This window comes from Burkholderia sp. Bp9142 (genome assembly GCF_003853415.1).
In the GTDB taxonomy this organism is placed as follows: Bacteria; Pseudomonadota; Gammaproteobacteria; order Burkholderiales; family Burkholderiaceae; genus Burkholderia.
The window spans coordinates 25,489-49,150 of sequence record NZ_QTPP01000032.1 but is presented as its reverse complement, the minus strand read 5'-3'; the positions used below and the strand labels follow the sequence as shown (position 1 = coordinate 49,150).

Below are 23,662 nucleotides of genomic sequence, written 5' to 3'. Positions count from 1 at the left end.
GCGTCAGGCACCGACCCGTTCGAGGATCTCTTCGTGCGACTCGCGCTCGTCGAGATACGTGGTCCGGTAGCCCGTGTTCACGCCCCAGAAGTAGAACACCAGCGAGATTGCCGCGACGATCAGCATGTCCCAGCCGTACGGCAGCACGCCGTGACCGCCGAACTCCTTGCTGCCGATGAGCGACAGCACGGCCATCGTCGGCAGGTACGCAACCAGCCACCATGCGGCCTTCAGGTCGGCGCTCCAGCCGGTCCAGCCGGCCTTGGCCTGGAAGAAGAAGTACACCGGCAGCGCGACGATCATCAGCAGGATGATTTCGCCGGTCAGCGGCCACTTCGCCCAGTACAGGATCAGCGACGCGCAGACGAACGCGAACGGTGCGATGAGCTTCATCAGCGGGATCGACAGCGGACGCTCGATGTCGGTCGCCGCGCGGCGCAGCGCCATCAGGCTGATCGGGCCGGTCAGGTACGAGATCACCGTCGCGACCGAGATCACCGCCGCGAGCGAGCTCCAGCCGCGGAAGAAGAACAGGAAGATGAACGACACGAGCAGGTTGAACCACATCGCCTGGCGCGGCACGCCGTAGATCGGGTGCACGTTGCCGAACATCTTCGGCATCGTGTTGTTGCGCTCCATCGCGTAGATCATGCGGGTGGTCGTCGCCATGTAGGTCGTACCGGTGCCGCTCGGGCTGATGAATGCGTCAACGTAAAGCAGGATCGCCAGCCAGTTCAGGTTCAGCGCGATCGCGAGTTCCGCGAACGGCGACGAGAAGTTGAAGTGCGCCCAGCCCTTCGCGACGTCGGCCGGATTCACCGAGCCGATGTACGCCATCTGCAGCAGCACGTAGATCACGAGCGCGAGCAGGATCGACGTGATCACCGCGAACGGCACGCTGCGCGACGGATCGCGCGCTTCACCGGCCAGGTTCACCGGACTCTGGAAGCCGTTGAACGCGAACACGATGCCGCTCGTCGCGACCGCGGTCAGCACGGCCGACCAGCCGTACGGCGCAAAGCTCGCATTCGATGCGGTGCCGAGGTTCTCCGAGTGGAAGCTCGTCAGCATCAGGCCGAGGATCGTGAGACCGGGAATCAGGAACTTGAAGATCGTGATCGCGGTGTTCGCCCGCGCGAAGGCCTTGACGCCCCAGTAGTTCAGCAGGAAGTAGATGACGACCAGCACGGCCGACAGCAGCAGGCCCGGTGTCGTCAGCTCGCCGTTGACGAACAGCGCGTGCGCCCACGGATACGGCCACGTGCTCATGTACTGGATCGACGCTTCCGCCTCGATCGGGATCACCGATACGATCGCGATCCAGTTCGCCCACGCGCTGATGAAGCCCACCAGCGAACCGTGCGAGTAACGTGCGTAGCGCACCATGCCGCCCGACTCGGGGAACATCGCGCCCAGCTCGGCATACGTCAGCGCAATCGCGAGAATAACGACCGCACCGATGATCCATGCGCAGATCGCCGCCGGACCGGCGATCTTCGCGGCCTTCCAGGCGCCGAACAGCCAGCCCGAGCCGATAATCGAACCCAGCCCCGTCAGCATCAGTGCAAACGGGCCGATGTTCCGTTGAATAGAACTCTTCACATCCTCTCCTGTGTCTCAAAAAGCGGGTCGGCCTGCGGTCCGGGATCGGCTCGGACAGCACCGCGCACGCCATTTTGGGGGGACGGATCACCCGATCGGAGCAACCCGTCCAGCGGCGCGTAGTTTAACGGGTTGCACCTGCAAGTTGGCGCCAAAATCGTTCAGCCCCTACAAAAAATTCGCGCCATTTGCAAGGTTTGTAAACCTGAACCCCGCAATAACCCTGAGTGCATGGAAATCCGGTTGACCGCGCGAGCGATTAGCCGTATAAACAACGTTGCAGGATTTCAAGCGGCGAGTGAATTGGTTCTTTCGTAGTTCGCCCATCAACGGTACTCCGGTTGGTCCTATTACCCCCTTCCTTGATTTTCCGCACCCATGGGCCTCGGCCCCGTTTTATCTTTTTAGGAACAAGTAACATGGCAACCGGTACCGTCAAGTGGTTCAATGACGCAAAGGGCTTCGGCTTCATCACCCCGGAAGGCGGCGGCGACGATCTGTTCGCGCACTTCTCGGAAATCCGCGTCGAAGGTTTCAAGACGCTGCAAGAAAACCAGAAGGTTGAATTCGAAGTGAAGACGGGCCCGAAGGGTCTGCAAGCTGCGAACATCCGTCCGGTCTAAGTTCGGCGCGATATTTCGTGTAAAAAAGCCCCGCTTCGGCGGGGCTTTTTGTTTGTCGGCGCGGCAGCCATGCGCCGCCGCCCGTCCGGATAACCTTCGTTCAGCCGAACAGCCGCTGCGCGTGAATGCCGAGCCCCGTCGCGACGCTCGCGAGGCGATCGCCGAACACCGGCTGCGCGTCCGGGAATGCGCCGGCGAGCGCACCCGACAGGAACGCGAGCCCGGTCGAGCCGCCGGTGAAATACAGCGCGCCGACGTCGCGCGGCGCGACGCCCGCCAGCCGCACCGTTTCGCGTGCGGCGTCGACGATGCGCGCGGTGTCGTCGACGCTCGCATCGACGAGGCGCTCGGCGTCGAACGCGATCTGCAGATCCTCTTCCACGTCGTTCAGGTCGATCATCGTCTCCCCGCCCGCCGCAACGCCGATCTTCGCCTCTTCCGCACGTGCCATCAGCGCATGTCCGAGCCGCTGCTCGACCACGCGCGTGAGCCGGTCGTACTGCCGCACGTCCTGGTACAGGTGCTTCATCAGCTTGAGCTCGCCCAGCCGCTTCGGCGTGTAGACCGTGTTGATCAGGTGCCAGGTCGCCAGGTCGAAGTAGATCCGGTTCGGCAGCTCACGGCCCTCGGGATCGAGCGAGCGATAGCCGAACGCCGGCAGGATCGCCGCCAGTTCGACGCGGCGGTCGTAATCGGTGCCGGCGACATGCACGCCGTGGTGCGCGAGCACGTCGTCCTTGCGCTCGAGGCGCGCCATCCGCTCCGGCCCGACGCGCACCAGCGAGAAGTCCGACGTACCGCCGCCGATATCGGCGACCAGCACGAGCCGTTCGGCCTGCTGGCGCGACTCGTAGTCGAACGCGGCCGCGATCGGTTCGTACTGGAAATGGACGTCGGTGAAACCGACCGACTGCGCGGCCGCTTCGAGCTGGTCCTGTGCGAGGCGGTCGGCACGCGGATCGTCGTCGACGAAGAACACCGGCCGGCCGAGCACCGCGCGGGCGATCGGCGCGCCGGCGCGCGCTTCGGCCTTGCACTTCAGGTGCGTCAGGAAGCGCGCGATGATCTCCGTGTACGCCATCGCGCTGCCGTCGCCGAGATCGGTCGTGGTTTCCGCGAGCGGCGAGCCGAGGATGCTCTTCATCGAGCGCATCAGCCGGCCGTCGAAACCGTCGATATAGGACGCAAGCGCCGCGCGGCCGAATTCGACCGTCTCCTCGTCGTTATTGAAGAAGATCGCGGTGGGCAGCGTCAGGTGGTCGCCCTCGACGGGCGCGAGGCGCATGCCGTCGCCGCCGGGCAGCGCCACGGCGGAATTGGACGTGCCGAAATCGATCGCGCAGTAAGTCATGGGAAGGTGCCGCAGCATGGCCGGCGCGAAAACGGAAAGGACGGGCTTTTTAACATGAAGCCCGTCGGATCACAACCGGGGCCGGCCACCGGTACCGCGCAACCGGCCCGGGACGGTGATCGGGCGCAACGGCGGCGCGCCGGCGGCAGGTGCGGACGGGGTGCGAAGCGCATCCCCGCCGCCCGCTCGGGGGAATCAGGCCGCGGCGTCGAAGCTCTTCTTCCAGGCGCCCGCATAGACGACCTCGCCGATCGCATGGCGCGTGCGCGGCGCCTTTTCGCGCTCGCGCAGCACGGGATCGAGCTTGTCGACGTTGCCGTAGTGGCCAAGCGAGATGATCGCCGGAATCGCGACGTCGGCCGGAATCTCGAATGCGTCGCGGAACGCCTTCGCGTCGAAGCCGCTCATCTGGTGCGCGGCAAGGCCCAGCGCGTGCGCCTGCAGCACCAGCGACATCGCGGCCGCGCCCGCGTCGTACAACGCGGTCGGCGCCGGCTCGCCCTTCGGCGTGAGCGTGTGCGCGGTGACGGCGACGAGCACCGGCGCCGGTGCGTTCCAGCCCTGGTTGAACGGCACCAGCGTCGCGAATGCGCGCTTGAACGCGGGTTCGTCCTGCGTGCGATCGAACACGATGAAGCGCCACGGCTGCGCGTTATACGCGGACGGCGCCCAGCGCGCGGCTTCGAGCACCGCGTGCAGATCGGCGGCGCCGATCGGCTCGTCCGAATACGCGCGTGGGCTCCAGCGGCCCGCGATCAGGTCGTGAATCGAAACAGTGGTGGGAGCAGGTTTGACGGACATGCGGTTCCTCGCTGACATCGATGAAGGGGCGCGAACGCCCGGCCAACCGCAAGCATAACCGCTTGAGCCGCCACGCGCCCGATCATCCCGCGCAATGCAAATCACCGATCCCGCATGGACCGGCCGCCCCCGCGCACGGGCCGGCCGGATTGTCACGCTCAGGCTGCCTGCGCGGCCGCGCGGGACGGGCCGCGGTTGATCCGCAGCACGATCAGCGCACCGACGATGCAGAGTCCGCCCGAGATCATCGATGCGATCGTATAGGTGCCGAGGCTCGCACGCAGCAACCCCGCGCCGAGCGCCGCGAATGCCGCGCCGAGCTGGTGGCCGGCGACGATCCAGCCGAACACGACCGGTGCCGCGGCCTTGCCGAATACGTCAGTGGCGAGCCGCACGGTCGGCGGCACGGTCGCGATCCAGTCGAGCCCGTAGAACATCGCGAACAGCGGCAGCCCGAAGAAATCGATGCCGAACGCATGCGGCAGGTAGATCAGCGACAGCCCGCGCAGCCCGTAGTACCAGAACAGCAGCACGCGGTTGTCGTAGCGGTCGGACAGCCAGCCCGACAGCGTCGTGCCGAACAGGTCGAACACGCCCATCGCGGCCAGCAGCGAGGCGCCCTGCACTTCGGTCATCCCGTAGTCGCTGCACATCGCGATCAGATGCGTGCCGACATAGCCGTTGGTGCTCGCGCCGCAGATGAAGAAGCTGAAGAACAGCAGCCAGAAGTCGCGCGAGCGGCTCGCCATCAGCAGCGTGCGGAACGCGACCGCGAGCGGGTTCTCCTTCGTCGCGCCGGGCGCGGCCGGCGCATCGGCCGGCTCGCCGTACGGGCGCAGCTTCACGTCGGCCGGCCGCTCGGGCAGCAGGAAGGCGACCAACGGAATCACGATCGCGGCCGCCACCGCGACGACCAGCACGACCGGCCGCCAGCCGTGGCGCTGCGCGATCGCCGCGAGCATCGGCAGGAACACGAGCTGGCCGGTGGCCGTGCTCGCGGTCAGGATGCCCATCACGAGGCCGCGCCGCGCATGGAACCAGCGCGTGACGAAGGTCGCGGACAGCGTCAAGGCGACGACGCCGGTCGAGCAGCCGACCATCAGCCCCCAGATCACCACCATCTGCCAGCTCTGCGTCATCATCGACGACAGCGCGACGCCCGCGCTCATCGTCACCAGCGCGGTCAGGATCGTCGGCCGCAGCCCGAAGCGCTGCATCGCCGCGGCCGCGAACGGGCCCGTCAGGCCGTACAGCGCGATGTTCACCGAAATCGCCAGCGAAATCGCCGCGCGGCTCCAGCCGAGTTCGCGCTCGAGCGGCACCATCAGCACGCTCGGCGTCGCGCGTGTGCCGGCCGCCGCCAGCAGGATCAGGAAAACCACCGCCGCCGCGAGCCATCCGTAGTGGAAACGCCCGCCGATTCGTGTCACTGCCCAGTTCATGTTCTCGTTCTCCAGTTGGCGGCCCGGCGCCCGCGCGCCCGCCCCGCCTCACCACCAGGCCACCTCCGCCGCACGCTGCGTCGGCTGACCCGGGCCGACACGTGGCATTTGTCTGTCGATCCGACCGGCATTGTTACCGGTCGGTCACAAGTGTGTTGCGATCGTAGTTACCAGTCGGTAACATGTCAAGCAATCCATCACACAGTCGAGGGTCATCATGTCGGGCATCGAGGCCGCCAACAAGCCGCCAGCACGCCGCACGCGGCGGCCGATCGCCGCGGCCGCCGCGCAGGAACACCTGCTGCGCGCCGCCGAGGAACTGTTTTACAAGGAAGGGGTGCGCGCGGTCGGTGTCGAGGCGGTCGTGGAACTCGCGGGCGTCAACAAGATGAGCCTGTACCGCCAGTTTTCGTCGAAGGATGAGCTGATCCTCGCGTATCTGGAACGGATGGATGCGTGCTTCTTCGAGCGTTTCGATTCGAGTGTCGCGAAGCATCCGGGCCAGCCGAAGGCGCAGTTGATCCAGTATTTCGTCGATCTCGCGGAGCGCGCGACGCAGAAGGACTATCGCGGCTGCCCGTTCGTCAACGTCGCGGCCGAATTCCCGGATACGTCGCACCCGGCGCGCGAGCGCGTCGCGCAGAACAAGGAACAGCTGATGAAGCGGCTCGTCGCGTTGTGCGAAGGCGCCGGCGCACGGCAGCCGAAAGCGCTCGCCGATGCGCTCGCGCTCGTGATCGAAGGCATCTACGCGGCCAGCCAGACCTACCGGCACGGCGAAACGCCGATCAGCGCCGCGCCCGCGCTGGTCACGCAGCTGATCGAAGCCGCCTGTGCGTGACGGGCGACGCACGCCCGAACCGCCCACATCCGCTCCGGCTACAATGCGGCCCTCGCTGCCGCTTCGCCCGATTGCCTTCGCCATGACCGATACCCGCCCCGACTCGCACGACCACATCCTCGCCGCCACGCGGCACTGGCTCGCGCGCGCGGTGATCGGGCTCAATCTGTGCCCGTTCGCGAAGAGCGTCTACGTGAAGGAACAAGTGCGCTATGCGATCAGCGAAGCGGCGACGCTCGAGGACGCACTCGCCGACCTCGAAACCGAGCTGCGCGCGCTCGAGGCGGCGGACCCGCAGCAGGTCGACACGACGCTCGTGATCTATCCGCGCGCCTTCGCGGATTTCGTCGACTACAACGATGCGCTGTTCTTCGCCGACCGGCTCGTGCAGCAGCTGCGCCTCGACGGCGTGCTGCAGATCGCGAGCTTCCATCCCGACTACCGGTTCGAAGGCAGCGAGGCCGACGACATCGAGAATTACACGAACCGCGCGCCGTATCCGATCCTGCACCTGCTGCGCGAGAGCAGCATCGCGCGCGCGGTCGACGCGTTTCCGGACGCGTCCGCGATCTACGAAAAAAACCAGGAAACGCTGCGCCGCCTCGGCCACGACGGCTGGCGTGAATGGATGCGCCAGCCGGGCGACGACGTCTGACGCGTCGCGCGACGGCCGGCTACCGCGCGGCAGACGAGCCGCGCGTCAGTCGGCCTCAGTCGGCCTCAGGCACGCCGGCCGCGCCGGCTGCCGCCGCAGGCGGCGGCACGAAAAAGCGCTCGTTCAGTTCGGCGAGCCCGAACATGCCGAGGATCTCGTTCAGCCGCTCGCCGGGCTTGCGGCGCGGCAGGTTCTTGTACTGCGCGATGATCAGCTCGTTCTTCATCGAATGCTCCCAGCCGACCAGCTCGGTCACGCTGACCTGGTAGCCGTGCGCCTCGAGTTGCAGGCAGCGCAGCACGTTGGTTATCTGGCTGCCGAATTCGCGCGTATGCAGCGGATGCCGCCACACTTCCGTCAGCGCATTCGCGAGCGACTTGCCCTTGTTCCTGCGCAGCACGCCCGCGACCTCCGCCTGGCAGCACGGCACCAGCACGATGTGCTGCGCGCGCTTCGCGAGCGCGAAGCGGATCGCGTCGTCGGTCGCCGTATCGCATGCGTGCAGCGCGGTGACGACGTCGACCGTTTCGGGCAGCTTCGGCGACGTGATCGAGTCGGCGACCGACAGGTTCAGGAACGACATCCCGCCGAACCCGAGTCGCGCGGCGAGTTCGGCGGAACGCGTGACGAGCTCCTCGCGCGTCTCGATCCCGTACACGTGCGACGCGAACGCCGGCGTGCCGTGCCCCGGTTGCTGTTTGAAGAACAGGTCGTACAGGATGAAGCCGAGATACGACTTGCCGGCGCCGTGATCGACGAGCGTCACGCAGCCCTTGTCGGCCTGCACGCTCGCAAGCAGCGGCTCGATGAACTGGAACAGGTGATAGACCTGCTTCAGCTTGCGGCGGCTGTCCTGGTTCAGCTTGCCGTCGCGGGTCAGGATGTGCAGTTCCTTCAGCAGCTCGACGGACTGCTCCGGACGGATTTCGTAGGTCTTGTTCGACATCGTGATGCGGCGCCGGGCCACGGTCGGTCGACCACGGCCCGGCGACGGGAATTCGTGAGGAATGGCGACAGTTTACCGAAAATGCGCGATCAGGCCCGCGCGCCGAGCCGCCAGAGCGACGTGACCTCGGCGCGCCGCGCCGCGTGCAGCGGGTCGTCCGCGTCGGCCGACTTCGGATGGGCGGGGCGGATGTCTTCGCGGCCGAGCACGACGAGACCGGCTTCCTCGATCCATTTCAGCAGCGTGTCGCGCGGCCGCAGGCCGAGATGCTCGGCGAAATCGGACAGGATCAGCCAGCCTTCGCCGCCCGCTTCGAGATGGTCGGCGAGGCCGGCGAGGAAGCCGCGCAGCATGCGGCTGTCGGGATCGTAGACCGCGTATTCGATCGGCGCGCTCGGACGGGCCGGCACCCACGGCGGATTGCAGACGACGAGCGGCGCGCGGCCAGCCGGAAACAGGTCGGCTTCGACGACGTCGACGCGATCGGCATGGCCAAGCCGCGCGACGTTCTCGCGTGCGCACGCAAGCGCGCGCGGATCCTGGTCGGTCGCGACGACACGCTCGACCCCGCGCGATGCCAGGACGGCCGCGAGCACGCCGGTGCCGGTGCCGATGTCGAACGCAAGCGACGTCGCCGGCAGCGGCGCGCGCGCGACGAGTTCGACGTATTCGCCGCGCACCGGCGAGAACACGCCGTAATGCGGATGGATCGGCGCGCCGCCGAGCGCCGGAATCGGCACGCCCTTCTTGCGCCATTCGTGCGCGCCAACGAGGCCGAGCAGTTCGCGCAGCGACACGACCGACGGCGCGCCGCCCGGCCCGTACGCCTCCTCGCATGCGGCCCGCACGTCGGGCGCGCGGCGCAGCGGGATCGTGTAGTCGGCATCGAGCGGGATCAGCAGCATCCCGAGCGTGCGCGCGCGCTGCGACTGCGCGAGCCGGTGCAGGTTGAATGCATCGACGCCGGCCGCCGCCTTCGCCTTCTTCGGCTTGCGCTCGACGCGGCGCGCCATCGCCTGCACGAGCTGGCGCGCATTCTGGAAGTCACCCTGCCAGACGAGCGCGGTGCCCTCGCACGCGAGGCGATACGCCGCATCGGCGGTCAGGCGGTCGTCGGCAGACACCGCGCGTCTGGGCGGCTGCACGCCGGCTTCGGAGCGCCAGCGCACGGCATGTTCCGCGCCGTCGGCGTCGGTCCAGTGGAAAACGGGGAAATCGGTCACGCGAGCTCGGCTACGGTTGGCATCGGACAGGCGGCGGAATACGCCGCGCGGACGACACCATACCGCGCTTTGCCTGCGCAGCAAAGCGCGGGCAGCCGCCGGTGCCGCCACCCGCGCGATGCTCGCGCGGTTTCAGCTCTCGTCGTCGAGCGCCGCGCCGGGCGCGTTCTGCTTCACCGACGCAATGCCGTTCTCGCGGCCCGCTTCAGCCTTGTACAGCTCGCTCGTGCCGATGATCTCGTGGTTGCCGGCCTTCAGGTTGAACATGAACTGGCCATTGCTCGCGGTCTTGCGCTCATAGCGCGCGTCGTCCGGCGCGTTCTTGCGCACCGACGCGACGCCGTTTTCCGCCGACGCCTTGGTCTTGTACAGCTCGCTGCGCAGGATGATCTCGCCGTTGCCTGCCTTCAGGTGGAACAGGAACTGCCCGTCGTTCGCTTTCTTGATGACGAATTTCGCTGCCATGGTGCCCCTCTCGGAAAAGTTGTCCGGCCCTCCGGACTGGAGCAGTCTAAACGCGATCGCGGCGACAAACGTAAGGCGTGCGCAATTCAATCGTCAGGGATCGTCAGACGACACCGCGATTGCGCCGCGTCCCCCGCCATCGCATCCGGCATCGCGCAGCCATCGACTATCCGCCCCATCCCGGCGTTGCCGGCAGACGCAGCGTGCCCGCATCGCGGAAGTGCACGGTGCCGAGCACGCCACCCGCGAGCCGGCCGCGCAGCGCGTACGGCAACTCGCCGTTCGCGGCCGCGCCGGGCAGGTTCCACGCCTGCCGCGCGGCAGCGAACGCCGATACCGAGACGGGCACGTCGATCACGGCCTCGCCGAAGCGCGGCACGACGCCCGAGCGATCGCTGACGCCGCTCGCGAACGGCGTGCCGTTCAGGTCGAGGGCGACCGAAATGCCGTCGTATTCGACCGGCGTGTCGTTGGGGTTCTGCACGCGCAGCTTCAGGCTGAAGCGCATCTCGAGGCCCTGCCCGGCCAGCGGGTCGAGCCCGGCGACGGACACGCTCACGGGCTCGCGCGTCAGGCCCGCGCAGCCGCCGAGCACGAAGGCGGCGGCGAACAGCAGCAGCACGGCGCGCAGCGGCGCGATACGGAACAGGGCTCGTGGCATGGGCTGGCCTCCTTGCGGCAATCGGTCAACGGGTCGTCGATGCATTGTACCGAGCGCGCTCCGCGACGCCCTGGTTCGTAGTTTTCGCGAACCGCCGAGATCGTTAATAGATTAAAACTACGGAAACAGACAACTAAACTGAAAGTGAATTAATGCCTTCCGGCATTCAATGGCACGCAAAAAAATCAATAGATTCACCTTCTAACTTTTTTCGTTTCCTTTACCCAAAACCATCAAGTATATTTACGCATCCTTCGAGCAGGCCGACAAACCTTGATGCCGCATGACGGCGATTTTACGGAACGGCGACACGCCGTCCTTCCGTCCTGCGGCCTGGTACGGCCAGCCCCGTGGGTCGTCGGTTCAAAGGGAATGCACGCCCGCGCAGGGCGGGCGGCCCCGTGTCGGGCGCGCGAAATCAATTCAGTACAACACGCGCCCGGCCATTTTGAACCGGCAAGTTAACCGACATCCGGAAACACAGAGGGGGCAGTAAACCATGATTACCTTCACGTAGTCGATCGGCCGTCTTTTCGAATAATCCGCCATTGGCATTTCTCACCGCTGTTGATTAACGGCGAGGGATTGCTTTTGCCGGCGCTTTCGCAGCACTGAACGATTCTTTCAACAATCGAGGTTTCAGTCATGTCGATCAACATTCACAAGATGCGTTATCTGCCGCTGGTTGCCGCGCTCGCACTCGCCGGGTGCGGCGGCGACGACGGCGGCGTGGGCTCGGCTTCCGCACTCAGCTCCGCCGGCGCGCCGCATTCGAGCTCGTCGCCCGCCGGCAACACGCCGCCGGCCGCGTCCAACGTCGACAAGAGCGTGCCGCCTGTCGAGCTGCCGGACACCGTGGTACCGGTCAACTACCGGCTGTGGTTCCGCCCGAACGACGCGCTGAACGCGTTCGACGGGCGCGCCGATGTCGAAATCAAGGTGCTGAAGCCGGTCAACAACATCGTGATCGCCGGCCACCGGATCAAGTTCACGAACGGCCGCATCACGCTGCAGCCGGGCAACATCCAGCTGATCGCGACGCCGCAGGACAAGGGCGACTTCTACCAGCTGCGCCCCGTGGCCGGCACGATTTCACCGGGCAACTATTCGCTGCACATGGAGTGGTCGGGCATCATCAACTTCAAGTCGTACGACGATCCGGCCACGCAGACCGGCGGCAGTTGCGGCGACGATCCGTATCCGGGCTGCTCGGCCGCGGAAGGCGTGTTCCGTGTCGACCTGAAGAGCACCGACGGCACGACGAGCGGGGCGATTCTCACGCAGGGCGAAACCAACCTGTCGCGCCAGTGGTTCCCGGGCTGGGACGAGCCGGCGTTCCGGCCGACCTATGAAGTGACGGCCGAAGTGCCGCAGAACTGGCGCGTCGTGTCGAACGCGGCCGAGAAGCCGTCGACGAATGTCGGCGGCGGCTACAAGCTCGTGCAGTTCGAGAAGACCCCGCCGATGCCGTCGTACCTGCTGTTCTTCGGCGGCGGCCTGTTCGACACCTACGAGGACGATTTCTCGAGCCCGCTGCCGGGCGGCAAGGGCGGCCTGCACCTGCGCGTGTTCACGCCGCCGGGCATGAGCGACTGGGCGAAGCCGGCGATGGACCGAACCAAGCAGGCGCTCGACTACTACTACCGCTACACGGGCATCCCGCTGCCGCTCACGAAGTTCGACACGGTCGCCGCGAACGATGCGTTCAAGGAGCAGAAGGACCTGAACTTCGGCGGGATGGAGAACTGGGGGTCGATCCTCGAGTTCGCCGACGACATCCTGCCGCAGCCGGGCCAGCCGATGTCGCGCTACGGTAACGAGGTGCTGACGCACGAAGTCGCGCATCAGTGGTTCGGCGACCTCGTCACGAACGACTGGTGGGACAACGTCTGGCTCAACGAGTCGTTCGCGACGTTCTTCGAGACGAAGACGACGATCCAGTTCTTCCCCGACGAGTTCAGCTGGCTCGACCAGGTGAAGAACAAGTACCGCGTGATCAACCGCGACATCGGCCCGAACGCGTTCCCGGTCGCGCCGAACTTCAACGACTGGGCGTCGAACGACTTCGTGCTGAGCGCGAGCGCGTTCACGTACGACAAGGGTGGCCACGTGCTGAAGACGCTCGAGAACTATCTCGGCGAGCAGACGCTACGCAACGGCCTGCAGCAGTACCTGATCGACTACTCGTTCGGCAACGGCACGCCGAAGCGCCTGTGGGATGCGCTATCGAAGGCGAGCGGCCAGCCGGTCGGCCCGATCGGCGACAGCTACGTGCGCCAGACGGGCGTGCCGCTGATCTCGCTCGACACGCAGTGCGACATGACGAAGAACCAGACGGTCATCACGCTGAAGCAGCAGCCGTTCCCGAACAAGAACGCGTATCCGGGCCTGCAGTGGACGGTACCGATCACGCTCGCGTATGGCCAGGGTCTCGCGAAACACACGACGCTCGCGCTGAAGGATACGCAGACGCAGACGCGGATCGACGGCTGCACGGGCGTGGTCGCGGATCCGAGCGGTCTCGACTACTACGTCGTGAACTACAGCGACGCCGCGTGGAGCGGCCTGCTCACGCAGGTCAACAGCTCGACCGATCCGGTGCTGCTCGCGAACCTGAAGAGCGAGGCCGCGCTGCTCGTCGCGAACAACCTCGCGCCGGCTTCGCGTTCGACGTCGATCGGCTCGGTCGCTTCGCCGGCCGCGATGAAGCTGCGCCAGACGCCGAGCTTCGGCGGCATCGCGCCGACGGTGAAGGAACGTCCGTCGCTGCGCTACCAGGGCATGTTCAAGCCGCGCAAGACCGTGGCTCAGTAACGTGGTCCGGCCGGCCGGTGTCGCGCGGCACGCGGCGCCGGCCGGCGCTCAAACCTTCACGTCCTTCGGCAGGCCTCGCATGCGGGGCCTGTTTTTTTGCTGCCGTTCGCGCAGCACCTGCCGATGCCTGGCTAGCGATCGTCGCGCCGGCGAAACGCCCACCACGCGGCAAGCGCGGTGAAGCCCGCGACCAGCAGCACCATCAGCCAGAAGCCGTGCTTGTTCTCGGAGAACGGCACGCCGCCGACGTTCATCCCGAAGAAGCCCGCGACGATGTTGATCGGCAGCGCGATCACGGTCACGAGCGTCAGCGTGAACAGCGTCCGGTTGTTCTGCTCGTCGAGCCGCGAGCCGATCTCTTCCTGCAGCAGCTTGATCCGCTCGTTGAGTCCCGACAGGTCGGCCAGCACCAGCGAGAACTCTTCGGTCGACTCGCGCAGCTCCTGCACGTCTTCGGAATGCAGCCACGCGGGGGGTTTCGCGAGCAGCCGGAAGATCGACCCGGGCTCGGGCGCCAGCATGCGCTGCAGCCGCGTCAGCGTGCGGCGCATCGCGCCGAGCTCGATGCGACTCGACGTGAGCCGTTGCGACAGGAAGCGATCCTCGATGCGATCGACGTCGACGCTCGTGCGCCGCATGATCTGGATCAGCAGGTCGGCCTGGTCGCGCAGCAGGTGCACGAGCAGTTCGGCCGGCGACCGGAACTGCTCGCCGTCGCGCACGCACGCGCGCAGCGTGTCGACCGAGCGCAGCGGCTTGAGCCGCGCGGTGACCATGATGCGCCGTTCGACGTGGACGAACAGCGTCGCGATTTCCGACGGCGTCAGTTCGAGGTTGAACATCACGTCGTTGACGATCGCGCGCAACGCGCCGTCCTCCTGTTCGATGCGCGTCGAGCGCGACCCTTCGTGCAGGAATTCGAAGAAGCTGTCGGGCAATCCGAGGTGCGTGCGCATCCAGCGCTCGCTCGCGCCGTGCGCGAGATTGAAGTGCAGCCAGACGAAATCGTCCGATGCGGCCGCATCGCGCTCGCGGCACGCGCGCAGCCATGCGGCGGCCGCGTCGGCATCGAGCATCGCGCCCGATCCGCCCGGGACGAAGCGGAATCCGCACACCATGCCGGACGTGTCGGCGCCGTAAGTCTGTACGATCAGGTCCATCGTGTCGAAGGTCGTGCGGCGCGCGCCGCGCCGCGCATCGCGCCTCGCGGCGTCACGCCGGGAAATGAAGGGAAACGTATGCCCGACGCATGTGACGCTTTCGTGACACTGTCACATATGACCGTCCGCGCGTCATGCGCCCGAAAAGCAACGCGCCGCCCGTTGGGCGGCGCAGGTGCGATCAGCGGGTCGGCTCGAAGCCGCAGCTTACTGCCGCGTCTCCGACTGCGCGGCGGTCGGGCATGCCGGATCCTTGCCCCAGTGGCCGTCGCAGACGCGCCAGCGGCACAGCTGATCCTCGAAGAAGCCGCGTTCCGAGCAATCCTTCACGCGCGAGGCGAGCGAACCGCCCGTCGTGGCGGCCGTCTTGGTCGGCACGACCTGCCCCTTCTGCGCGGCGGCCTTCTTGTCGGCCGGTTTCGTGCGCGCGACGAGCGCGGCGAGCAGGTCCGCATCCGGGTCGTCCTTCCCGGACGCCTTCGCGCTCGCGGTGCGGGTCGTCGCTTCGCGACGCTTCTTCGCCTGCGCGAGCTCCGCCTGCTGTTCCTTGTGATGCTTGCGGGCCTCCGCCTTCGCTTCGGCCTTGCTGCGTGCGGCGACCTTGTCGCCCTTCGCGGCATCGGCCTTCGCGGTTTTCGCCGCCGCCGCCGCGGCGGCCGTCGTGGCGACGGCGCCTGCCGTGGCTGCGCCCGACGCATCGTCGGCACCGCTCGCGAGCGCACGCGACAAGCGGCTGCTGTCCGCGTCCGACGCGGACGATGCGGACGCAACGGTCTGGGACGCTGCATCGTCATTGACGATCGTCGCCGGTTGCGCGGCGGGCGCCGCCGATGCTGCATTCTGCGCGACCTGCACGGCGGCGCCGCTGGCTGCCTCGGCCTGCGCGGGTGCCTGCGTGGGCACGGCGGCCACGACGGCCTGCTCGCCCGATTGCTGCTGCCAGCGCCAGGCGCCCCAGCCGCCGACGGCGACCACGAGCGCGACGACGGCCGCGATCGGGCCCTTCAGCGAACGGCGCGGCGCTTCGGCTGGCGGCGTGACACGTCCTTCCAGATTCGCGAGAATGCGCGACTGCTGAGGTCCACCCTCGCCTGCCGGTTTGGTATCGGACAGCAGGCTGGGCGGGGTTTTCGAATTTGAATTTTCCGGCGCACTCATTCAGCGTCTCATTGAATCCTGGTTTAATTCACCGCGATAATATAGCCCGGCCTCTCAAAGCAGCCTGATTCTAAGAGCAAGCATTGCAAAACACAATCAATTCCAATTTCCGGGGATTTCATTGATTGCCGTCGCACTCGTCGCCTATTTCGCCCTTGCCGTCGCGGTTGCGGCACTGTTGCTTTTACCGGGTATCCGGGCGACCGTTTTCGAATCCATCGCCCAGTTTCACGGCCGCCTGACGCGCCGTGCGAACGATCGCGCCGCACGCACGCGAAGTCAAATTGTTAAATCGGCAACCGCTACGCGCGGCGCATTAAGCGATGTGCAAAATTTACTGATCCGGCGACGCTTGATGATTATGGTGTCGGCAGGTATTCTTGCGACGCCGCCATTGGTGGCCATTGCGTTACGCGGTCGGCAATTGTTTCAGTACGACGACACGGCGCGCGTGCCCGACGAGAAGATCGCCGCGCTGCTGCAGGGCGAACAACTCGTGCCGCCGCCGCCGTTGCCGCCGGAAGTCTTTGCCACGAAGGAAGTCGAACAGGTGCGGCCGGCGCTGAAGGATGCGAGCCGCGACTGGAACCTGCTGGATCCCGATTTCCGTACGCGTTTGCTGCTGGTCTACAAGATCATGCACGAACAATATGGTTACGAGATGGCGCTGCTGGAAGGTTATCGGAGCCCGGAACGACAGAACCGGCTCGCGCAGATGGGCACCAACGTGACCAATGCGGCGGCCTTCCAGAGTTATCACCAGTTCGGGTTGGCGGCCGACAACGCGTTCCTGCGCGACGGCAAGCTGGTCATTTCCGAGAAAGATCCCTGGGCGATGCGCGGCTACCAGTTGTACGGACAGGTCGCCGAGCAGGTCGGCCTGACCTGGGGAGGCCGATGGAAAATGATGGACCTCGGGCACGTGGAATACCATAAACCCGGTTTTAAACTGGGACGCGGCAGCTAGTCAGGGCTGCCGGACAAGAAATAATGAGGGCGGCATGGGGCTTTTTAATCACCCGGCAGGAAACGATTTGGGCGGCGCAATCGATCGGGCATTCCGTTGCGCGATTTTTTCAGGCCGCCGCTTCCGTTTTAATTCTCACAGCGTCCTTTCATTATTGCGCGCGCCTTCTCCGATGCCGCGGGCGCATTGATGCCAGCCCCCTTCATCCTGTTTGACAGCATGGCGACACATCGCAGCGCCACCCTTGCCGCTCGGCGCGCCTGCGTCGCCTCACTGAATCGCACCGGAACCTGAACGTCCTATGCAACGCATCCTCAACGTGCTGACTCATCCGCGTACGCTCTCGATTGTCGGGATCGTCGCGCTAGCGGCGATTCTCTTCATCGTCGCCGACATGCTGCAGCTGCCGCTCCTGTGGGCGGCGGTCGCCTTCGCGGCGATCCTCGTGCTGTGGCTCGGCGTCGCGTTGTGGCGCCGCTGGCGCGTGAAGCGCGCGAACCAGCAGCTCGGCCAGATGCTGGAAGAGCAGGCGGAAACCGGCAAGATCGCCGCGCCGGCCGCGGCCGCGCTTGCGCCGGACACGAAGACCGCCGATCTCGACGTGCTGCGCACGCGCCTGTCCGACGCGGTGAAGACGATCAAGACGTCGAAGATCGGCCAGGTGTCGGGCGGCTCCGCGCTGTACGAGCTGCCGTGGTACATCGTGATCGGCAACCCGGCCGCGGGAAAGAGCAGCGCCGTGCTGAACTCCGGCCTGCAGTTTCCGTTCGCGGACAAGAACAGCGCCGTGATCCACGGCATCGGCGGCACGCGCAACTGCGACTGGTTCTTCACGACCGAAGGGATCCTGCTCGACACGGCCGGCCGCTACTCGGTGCACGAAGAAGACCGCAGCGAATGGCTCGGCTTCCTCGGCCTGCTGAAGCGCTACCGTCCGAAGGCGCCGATCAACGGCATCATCGTCACCGCGAGCATCGCCGAACTCACCGGCAACCGCCCCGAATTCGCGATCAACCTCGCGAAGAACCTCCGCCAGCGCGTTCAGGAGCTGACGGAAAAGCTCGAGGTGTTCGCGCCGGTCTACGTGATGTTCACGAAGGCCGACCTGATCACCGGCTTCACCGAATTCTTCAGCAGCAGCGACAAGCACGAGTACGACCGCGTGTGGGGCGCCACCCTGCCCTACGAGCCCGACGACAAGCGCGACGTCGTCGCACAGTTCGACACGCACTTCGAGGAACTCTACGAAGGGCTGAAGGAGATCAGCGTCGCGCAGCTGTCGCTGTCGCGCGGCAACCAGCTGTCGCCGGGCCAGCTGAGCTTCCCGCTCGAATTCTCGACGATCAAGCCGTCGCTGCGCGCGTTCCTCGCGACGCTGTTCGAGAACAACCCGTTCCAGTACAAGCCGATCTTCCGCGGCTTCTACTTCACCAGCGCACTGCAGGAAGGCGAAACCAACAGCGCCGCCGCGCAGCGCATCGCGCACCGCTTCGGGCTCGACGCGAGCGCGCTGCCGAAACCGCACAGCGCGTTCTCGAAGAACGGCTTCTTCCTGCGCGACCTGTTCTCGAAGGTGATCTTCGCGGACCGCCAGACCGTACGCCAGTTCGCGAGCCCGACCAAGACCCGGCTGCGCTACGCGACCTTCTTCGGCTTCGTCGCGGCGCTCGCGCTCGCGCTCGGCGGCTGGACCTGGTCGACGATCGGCAACCAGCAGCTCGTCGCGAACGTGCAGGCCGACCTCGACAACGTCACGCGCCTGCAGCAGGGCCGCAACGACCTGCAGTCGCGCCTGCAGGCGATGGACATCCTCGAAGACCGGATCGAACAGCTCGAACAGTTCCGCCGTGACAAGCCGGTGTCGGTGTCGCTCGGCCTGTACCAGGGCGACCGTCTCGAGCAGCACCTGCTGACCGAGTACTACAACGGCGTGCGCCAGATCCTGCTGGCGCCGGTCTCGCAGAACCTCGCGTCGTTCATGAAGGACGTGAACGCGCACCCCGAACAGCTCGTGCCGATGACGCGCCCGCCCGAATCGGGCGCCGTGCAGGGCGGCGCGATTCCGGTCTCGACGAACGCGGCAGGCGCCGCGCCGCAGGCCGGTGCCGCACTGGCCGCGTCCGGCACCGCGCCGGCCGCCGCGCCGCAGCAGCCGTCCGCACCGCAGGGCGGCCTCTACAGCGACGCGTCGCCGACCAACGTGCAGGACGCGTACAACGCGCTGAAGACCTACCTGATGCTGTCCGACAAGCGTCACGTCGAACAGGCGCACCTGACCGACCAGCTCGCACGCTTCTGGCGCGGCTGGCTCGAGACGAATCGCGGCAACATGCCGCGCGACGAGATGATCAAGAGCGCCGAGCGCATGATCTCGTTCTATCTGTCGCGCGTGAACGACAACGACTGGCCGATGATCGACGCGAACCTCGCGCTCGTCGACCAGACCCGCGAGAACCTGCGCCGCGTCGTGCGCGGCATGCCGGCCCGCCAGCGCGTCTATGAGGAAATCAAGGCGCGCGCGTCGACCCGCTTCGCGCCGATGACCATCGCGCGCATCGTCGGCGACGGCAGCCAGGGGTTGGTCGCCGGCAGCTACGCGATTCCGGGCACGTTCACGCGTGAAGCATGGTTCGACTACGTGCAGCCGGCGATCCGCGACGCGGCAACCAAGGAACTGCAGGCAAAGGACTGGGTGCTGAACACGTCGACGCAGGACGACCTGACGCTGGAAGGCAGCCCCGAGCAGATCCAGAAGACGCTCGTCGGGATGTACAAGACCGAGTACGCGCAGCACTGGCAGAAGTTCATGCAGGGCATCGCTGTGCAGGGCTTCAGCAGCTTCGGCCAGGCCGTCGACGGGATGAACCGCCTCGGCGACCCGCAGGATTCGCCGATCCGCAAGATCCTCGAGACCGCGTACGACCAGACGTCGTGGGACAACCCGTCGCTGGCGAACGTGACGATCAAGAAGGCGCAGACCGGCGTCGTGAACTGGGTCAAGCAACTGTTCACGCGCTCGCAGGCCGGCCAGGTGGCGGCCGCGAACATCGACATCAACGGCAATCCGGCCGAGGTGCCGATGGGTCCGATCGGCCAGGAGTTCATCGGGCTCGCGCGGATCGTCGCGACGCACGACGGCACGTCGATGCTCAAGGGCTACATGGACTCGCTGTCGAAGGTCCGTACGCGCTTCAACGTGATCAAGAACCAGGGCGACCCCGGCCCCGGCGCGCGCCAGCTGATGCAGCAGACGCTCGACGGCAACGGCTCGGAACTCGCCGATTCGCTGAAGTTCGTCGACGAGCAGATGCTGACCGGCCTCACCGATTCGCAACGCAAGTCGCTGCGTCCGCTGCTGGTGCGCCCGCTGATGCAGGCGTTCTCGGTGGTGATCCAGCCGGCCAGCGCCGAAGTCAACAAGGTGTGGAACGCGCAGGTCTACCAGCCGTTCCAGAGCTCGCTCGCGACGAAGTACCCGTTCGCCGCGAATGCGAAGGTCGAGGCCGGCGCCGGCGAAATCGCCCAGGTGTTCGGTCCGGACGGTGCAATCGCGAAGTTCGTCGGCACGACGCTGGGCCCGCTCGCGGTGCGCCGCGGCGACACGCTCGCGGCCCGCACGTGGGGCGACATGGGCATCGGCCTCACGCCTGACTTCACGAACGGCTTCGCGCGCTGGGTCGCCCCGCTCGCAGGCGGCGCCGCAGGTGGTGCAGCCGCGGCGTCCGAACCGCAGACCGTGTTCCAGATCCTGCCGCAGCCGAGCACGGGCACGACGGAATACACGATCGCGATCGACGGCCAGCAACTGCGCTACCGCAACACGCCGCCGCAGTGGACCAACTTCGTGTGGCCGAACCCGCAGGGTTCGCCGGGCGCGACGCTGTCCGCGACGACCTTCGACGGCCGCACGGTGCAGCTCGTCAACGAGCCGGGCCGCTACGGTCTCGAGAAGCTGATCAACTCGGCACAGCGCAAGCGCCGCCCGGACGGCACCTTCGACCTCACGTGGGTCCAGGGCAGCGTGAACGTGTCGGTGACGATGCGCATCATCAGCACGTCGCAGCCGACGAGCGGCGGCGGCGATCAACCGCAGCAGCAGAGCCTGCGCGGCCTGCAGCTGCCATCGTCGGTCGCCGACGCGAGCGCGGGCGCCGCTCAGAACGCGACGCAGGCCGGCACGGGCGCGCCGGCCGCCGCACCGGCCGTCACGGCCGCCACCGCAACGAATGCACAGGGGGCGCAATGACGCAAACCGTTCAGGCACAGATCGCCTACTTCGGCAAGATTCCGTCGCGCGGCGACTTCGTGAAGAGCCCGCACAATCCGCAGCTGCTGCAGACGCTCGATCGCTGGATCGCGCAGGCGCTCGAACTCCTCGCGGAAGATCCGCGCTGGAAGATCGTCTACGAGGATGCGAAGCCGATGCATTTCGCGTTCCTCGGCTCGCGCAGCAAGCTCGCGATCGCGGGCCACATGGTCGCGAGCCACGACGTATCGATGCGCCGCTTCCCGTTCCTCGGCGCGACCGCGCTGGAGGTCGACCGGCCGCTTGCGTTCCTCGCGCGCAGCCCGCTCGCGTTCGCGCGGCTGTGGTCGCGCGTCGCCGCGCAGATGCCGCCGCTGCTCGCGAAGGAGGAGCCGCCCGGCGCGCTGCAGGCGCTCGGCGACACGCAGGTGCCGATCGACGTCGGCGGCCCCGGCACGTCGCATGACGGCACCTTCAACGACTTCATCGAACACCAGTCGCTGTTCGGCCTGCAGCAGATGCTGCTGGAAAGCGGCCATCCGGTCCGGCTGCGCGGCGCGATGCTCGCCCTCGGCTCGCTGTTGCGGCCCGTGATGCAGAGCGGCTCGTCGCACATCGAGCGCGGCCTGACGCTGCCGCTACCGGTGGACCCGTTCTATCGCAGCCTCGTCGCCGCGTTCTGGCTCGAACTGATCGCACCGTTCGTCGCGCAGGCCGACTTCGAGCTCGCGATCTTCATCGGCACGATCGCCGAACGCGAACGGCTGATCATCGGCTTCAACGGCGCGTCGTCGAAGACGCTGCTGAGCGTCGTCGACCCGCAGACCTACGCCGCCCACAACATCGACATCGACGATCCCGAGTGGATCGACGCCCATGCGCAAAACGATCACCAGATCAGCAAGCTCGTCAGCTACCTCGACCAACCGCAACTCTCGCTGCGCGTCGCCATCGACGCATTCCGCGAAGCGTTCATCGGAGGCTGACGGGATGCAACGCACGATTCACGTCCAGCGCGCACGCTTGTCGCCTTTCGTTGCCGGCCTCGTCGCCGCCGGCCTCATTGCCAGCGGCGCGGCCTACGCGCAGAACAAGGGTGGTGCGACCGTCACGCCGGTCGGCAACGGCACGGTCGCGACCGCCGCCCTGCCCGCGAACACCAGCCCCGGCACCGCGCCGGCCACGGCGTCCGGCACGGTGGTGCACGGCACGGCCGGCACGATCGCGCCGCCGCCCGCGAACGCGACGCCCGGCCAGGTGGTGGTCGGCGGCAAGGTGCCCGACGAGGCGACCAAGTCCGCCGTGCTGCAGAAGCTGCGCGACACCTACGGCGCGGCAAACGTGGTCGACCAGATCGAGGTCGGCGACGTCGCGACGCCGCCGAACTGGAGCGCGAACGTGCAGAAGCTGCTCGGCGCGCAGCTCAAGCAGATCAGCAAGGGCCAGCTGAAGATCAACGGCACGCAGATCGAGATGAAGGGCGAGGTGCACAACGAGGCGCAGCGGCAGCAGCTCGCGAGCGACATGGCGAACACGCTGAATCCGACGTATACGATCAAGAACGGGCTGCGCGTGTCGGCGTCCGAGCAAGGCGTGCTCGACCAGACGCTCGCGAACCGGACGATCGAGTTCGAGACGGGCAGCGCGACGCTCACGCCGCAAGGCAAGCAGATTCTCGACCAGATGGCGGCCGCGTTGTCGAGGATGCAGAACCGCACGGTCGATATCATCGGCCACACCGATAACTCGGGGAACCGGACGTCGAACATCGCACTGAGCCAGGCGCGCGCGGATGCGGTGAAGGGGTATCTGATCACGAAGAGCATCCCGCCGCAGCAGATGACGACGACGGGCGTCGGGCCGGATCAGCCGATCGCGCCGAATGATACGGCGGATGGGCGGGCGAGGAATCGACGGATCGAGTTCAGGGTGGGGCAGTAAGCGCGGATTCGGGGGCATGGCGAGCCGGGCGCACGATACTGGCGGGATACATCCCGCGGATCGCGCGGGCCCCGTCAGCTCCCGCATCGTCGATAAGCCGGTCACCTCACTGACCGACTCCTGAATCCAGCCATTCCGGTGAAATTCGCACTGCGCTGCCTGCGATCTGCCATTCTCCTGCTTGCCGGTGCGTTCTTGGTGCTGGCGGGCGCAGCGGGCGCCGTCAATTCAGCCATCCTCGTTCGCGCTCGCGCGTGGCCTCATGTCCCCGCCTTTGTCGAGCAATGTGAATTGTCTCTGCGATATGGCAAATCCGACGTGACATGGGAGGCGCGCGCTGTCTTTCGTTATGGTGCAGGGCAGGCGCAGCACTACGATACGACGTGGCAGCCTGCGGAGTCGCCTGTTTATTCGCGTTCGGCCGCATCGAACATCAGTCGCGAACAGTTCGCCGCGTTCACGAAGACGTATTGCAGCGCGGCCGCAAACGACGGCCTGCGCGTTTCGCCGATGTTTCCGGGTATTGCCCGGCGCAACGAAGCGGTTATGGGCGGGGCATGGGTACGTGAAATCGGATTCGGTCTGTTCGCCCTGGTCAGTGGGTTGATGCTGTGTGCGGTCGGTATTTCGCTGCTGCCATGGATCGAGGATCGCAAAAGGCACGCGGTGAAGCGGAAAGCGCGGCGAGTACGCAATCGCGTCAGCAGTTCATGACGCATACGAGCAGACTGGTTTCGGATCACGCTTGGTCGACTCCACCCATGTG

General features: G+C 66.5%; 19 protein-coding genes. 9 read left to right on the top strand and 10 right to left on the bottom strand.

Going from position 1 to position 23,662, the window contains the following annotated elements:
• Window positions 1-3 precede the first annotated feature (3 nt).
• Window positions 4-1,602: an APC family permease gene (locus DIE22_RS28200; protein WP_124500700.1), complete on the bottom strand. Its 1,599-nt coding sequence runs from the start codon at window positions 1,600-1,602 to the stop codon at window positions 4-6.
• Between the two features lie 419 nt (window positions 1,603-2,021).
• On the opposite strand from DIE22_RS28200, the gene DIE22_RS28195 reads away from it, so the two are divergent.
• Complete coding sequence (locus DIE22_RS28195; protein ID WP_006477070.1) at window positions 2,022-2,225, top strand: cold-shock protein; 204 nt, start codon at window positions 2,022-2,024, stop codon at window positions 2,223-2,225.
• Window positions 2,226-2,325: 100 nt separating this feature from the next.
• Here DIE22_RS28195 and DIE22_RS28190 read toward each other — a convergent pair whose 3' ends face one another.
• From DIE22_RS28190 to DIE22_RS28180, 3 genes are all read right to left on the bottom strand, one after another.
• Window positions 2,326-3,576 carry an Hsp70 family protein gene (locus DIE22_RS28190; RefSeq protein ID WP_124500701.1) on the bottom strand — a complete coding sequence of 417 codons (1,251 nt, stop codon included), beginning with the start codon at window positions 3,574-3,576 and terminating at the stop codon, window positions 2,326-2,328.
• Between the two features lie 195 nt (window positions 3,577-3,771).
• Window positions 3,772-4,377, bottom strand: a complete 606-nt coding sequence (locus DIE22_RS28185; RefSeq protein ID WP_124500702.1) for a nitroreductase family protein — start codon at window positions 4,375-4,377, stop codon at window positions 3,772-3,774.
• Between the two features lie 158 nt (window positions 4,378-4,535).
• A complete protein-coding gene (locus DIE22_RS28180) occupies window positions 4,536-5,819 on the bottom strand; it encodes an MFS transporter (RefSeq protein ID WP_124500703.1) in 1,284 nt (427 codons plus the stop codon).
• A 217-nt stretch (window positions 5,820-6,036) separates the two neighbouring features.
• Between DIE22_RS28180 and DIE22_RS28175 the strand changes: the two genes are divergently transcribed.
• Both DIE22_RS28175 and DIE22_RS28170 read left to right on the top strand, forming a co-directional pair.
• Entirely contained in the window at window positions 6,037-6,660 is a 624-nt protein-coding gene (locus tag DIE22_RS28175) for a TetR/AcrR family transcriptional regulator (RefSeq protein ID WP_124500704.1), read from the top strand.
• A gap of 82 nt (window positions 6,661-6,742) precedes the next feature.
• Window positions 6,743-7,315, top strand: a complete 573-nt coding sequence (locus tag DIE22_RS28170) for a DUF1415 domain-containing protein (RefSeq protein ID WP_124500705.1) — start codon at window positions 6,743-6,745, stop codon at window positions 7,313-7,315.
• A gap of 55 nt (window positions 7,316-7,370) precedes the next feature.
• On the opposite strand, the gene DIE22_RS28165 is transcribed toward DIE22_RS28170, so the two are convergent.
• From DIE22_RS28165 to DIE22_RS28150, 4 genes are all read right to left on the bottom strand, one after another.
• Window positions 7,371-8,261, bottom strand: coding sequence for an SAM-dependent methyltransferase (locus DIE22_RS28165; RefSeq protein WP_124500706.1), 891 nt, complete (start codon window positions 8,259-8,261; stop codon window positions 7,371-7,373).
• 89 nt (window positions 8,262-8,350) lie between these two features.
• Window positions 8,351-9,484 (bottom strand): class I SAM-dependent methyltransferase, encoded by a 1,134-nt coding sequence (locus tag DIE22_RS28160; protein ID WP_148092763.1) that lies wholly within the window; start codon window positions 9,482-9,484, stop codon window positions 8,351-8,353.
• A 132-nt stretch (window positions 9,485-9,616) separates the two neighbouring features.
• Window positions 9,617-9,949, bottom strand: coding sequence for a YegP family protein (locus tag DIE22_RS28155; RefSeq protein WP_124500707.1), 333 nt, complete (start codon window positions 9,947-9,949; stop codon window positions 9,617-9,619).
• 166 nt (window positions 9,950-10,115) lie between these two features.
• A complete protein-coding gene (locus DIE22_RS28150) occupies window positions 10,116-10,610 on the bottom strand; it encodes an LEA type 2 family protein (protein WP_124500708.1) in 495 nt (164 codons plus the stop codon).
• Window positions 10,611-11,255: 645 nt separating this feature from the next.
• Here DIE22_RS28150 and DIE22_RS28140 point away from each other — a divergent pair.
• Complete coding sequence (locus DIE22_RS28140) at window positions 11,256-13,424, top strand: M1 family metallopeptidase (protein ID WP_124500710.1); 2,169 nt, start codon at window positions 11,256-11,258, stop codon at window positions 13,422-13,424.
• 131 nt (window positions 13,425-13,555) lie between these two features.
• Here the strand turns inward: DIE22_RS28140 and DIE22_RS28135 are convergent, their stop codons facing one another.
• Window positions 13,556-14,584 carry a transporter gene (locus tag DIE22_RS28135; RefSeq protein ID WP_124500711.1) on the bottom strand — a complete coding sequence of 343 codons (1,029 nt, stop codon included), beginning with the start codon at window positions 14,582-14,584 and terminating at the stop codon, window positions 13,556-13,558.
• A gap of 207 nt (window positions 14,585-14,791) precedes the next feature.
• The gene (locus tag DIE22_RS28130; RefSeq protein ID WP_124500712.1) at window positions 14,792-15,742 is read right to left on the bottom strand and encodes a phage tail protein; all 951 of its coding nucleotides are present in this window, start codon (window positions 15,740-15,742) and stop codon (window positions 14,792-14,794) included.
• A gap of 121 nt (window positions 15,743-15,863) precedes the next feature.
• On the opposite strand from DIE22_RS28130, the gene DIE22_RS28125 reads away from it, so the two are divergent.
• The 5 genes from DIE22_RS28125 to DIE22_RS28105 all read left to right on the top strand — a co-directional run bounded on the left by DIE22_RS28125 (window position 15,864) and on the right by DIE22_RS28105 (window position 23,610).
• Window positions 15,864-16,709 (top strand): M15 family metallopeptidase, encoded by an 846-nt coding sequence (locus DIE22_RS28125; RefSeq protein WP_124500713.1) that lies wholly within the window; start codon window positions 15,864-15,866, stop codon window positions 16,707-16,709.
• A 301-nt stretch (window positions 16,710-17,010) separates the two neighbouring features.
• Window positions 17,011-20,955 (top strand): type VI secretion system membrane subunit TssM, encoded by a 3,945-nt coding sequence (gene tssM / locus DIE22_RS28120; protein ID WP_124606556.1) that lies wholly within the window; start codon window positions 17,011-17,013, stop codon window positions 20,953-20,955.
• Window positions 20,952-21,941 (top strand): type VI secretion system-associated protein TagF, encoded by a 990-nt coding sequence (gene tagF / locus DIE22_RS28115; RefSeq protein WP_124500715.1) that lies wholly within the window; start codon window positions 20,952-20,954, stop codon window positions 21,939-21,941. The genes tssM and tagF overlap by 4 nt, the downstream gene beginning before the upstream one ends.
• Before the next feature lie 4 nt (window positions 21,942-21,945).
• On the top strand, window positions 21,946-22,896 hold the full coding sequence (locus tag DIE22_RS28110; RefSeq protein ID WP_124606555.1) for an OmpA family protein: 951 nt from the start codon (window positions 21,946-21,948) through the stop codon (window positions 22,894-22,896).
• A 138-nt stretch (window positions 22,897-23,034) separates the two neighbouring features.
• Entirely contained in the window at window positions 23,035-23,610 is a 576-nt protein-coding gene (locus tag DIE22_RS28105) for a DUF3592 domain-containing protein (protein ID WP_124500717.1), read from the top strand.
• The last annotated feature ends 52 nt before the right edge of the window (window positions 23,611-23,662 follow it).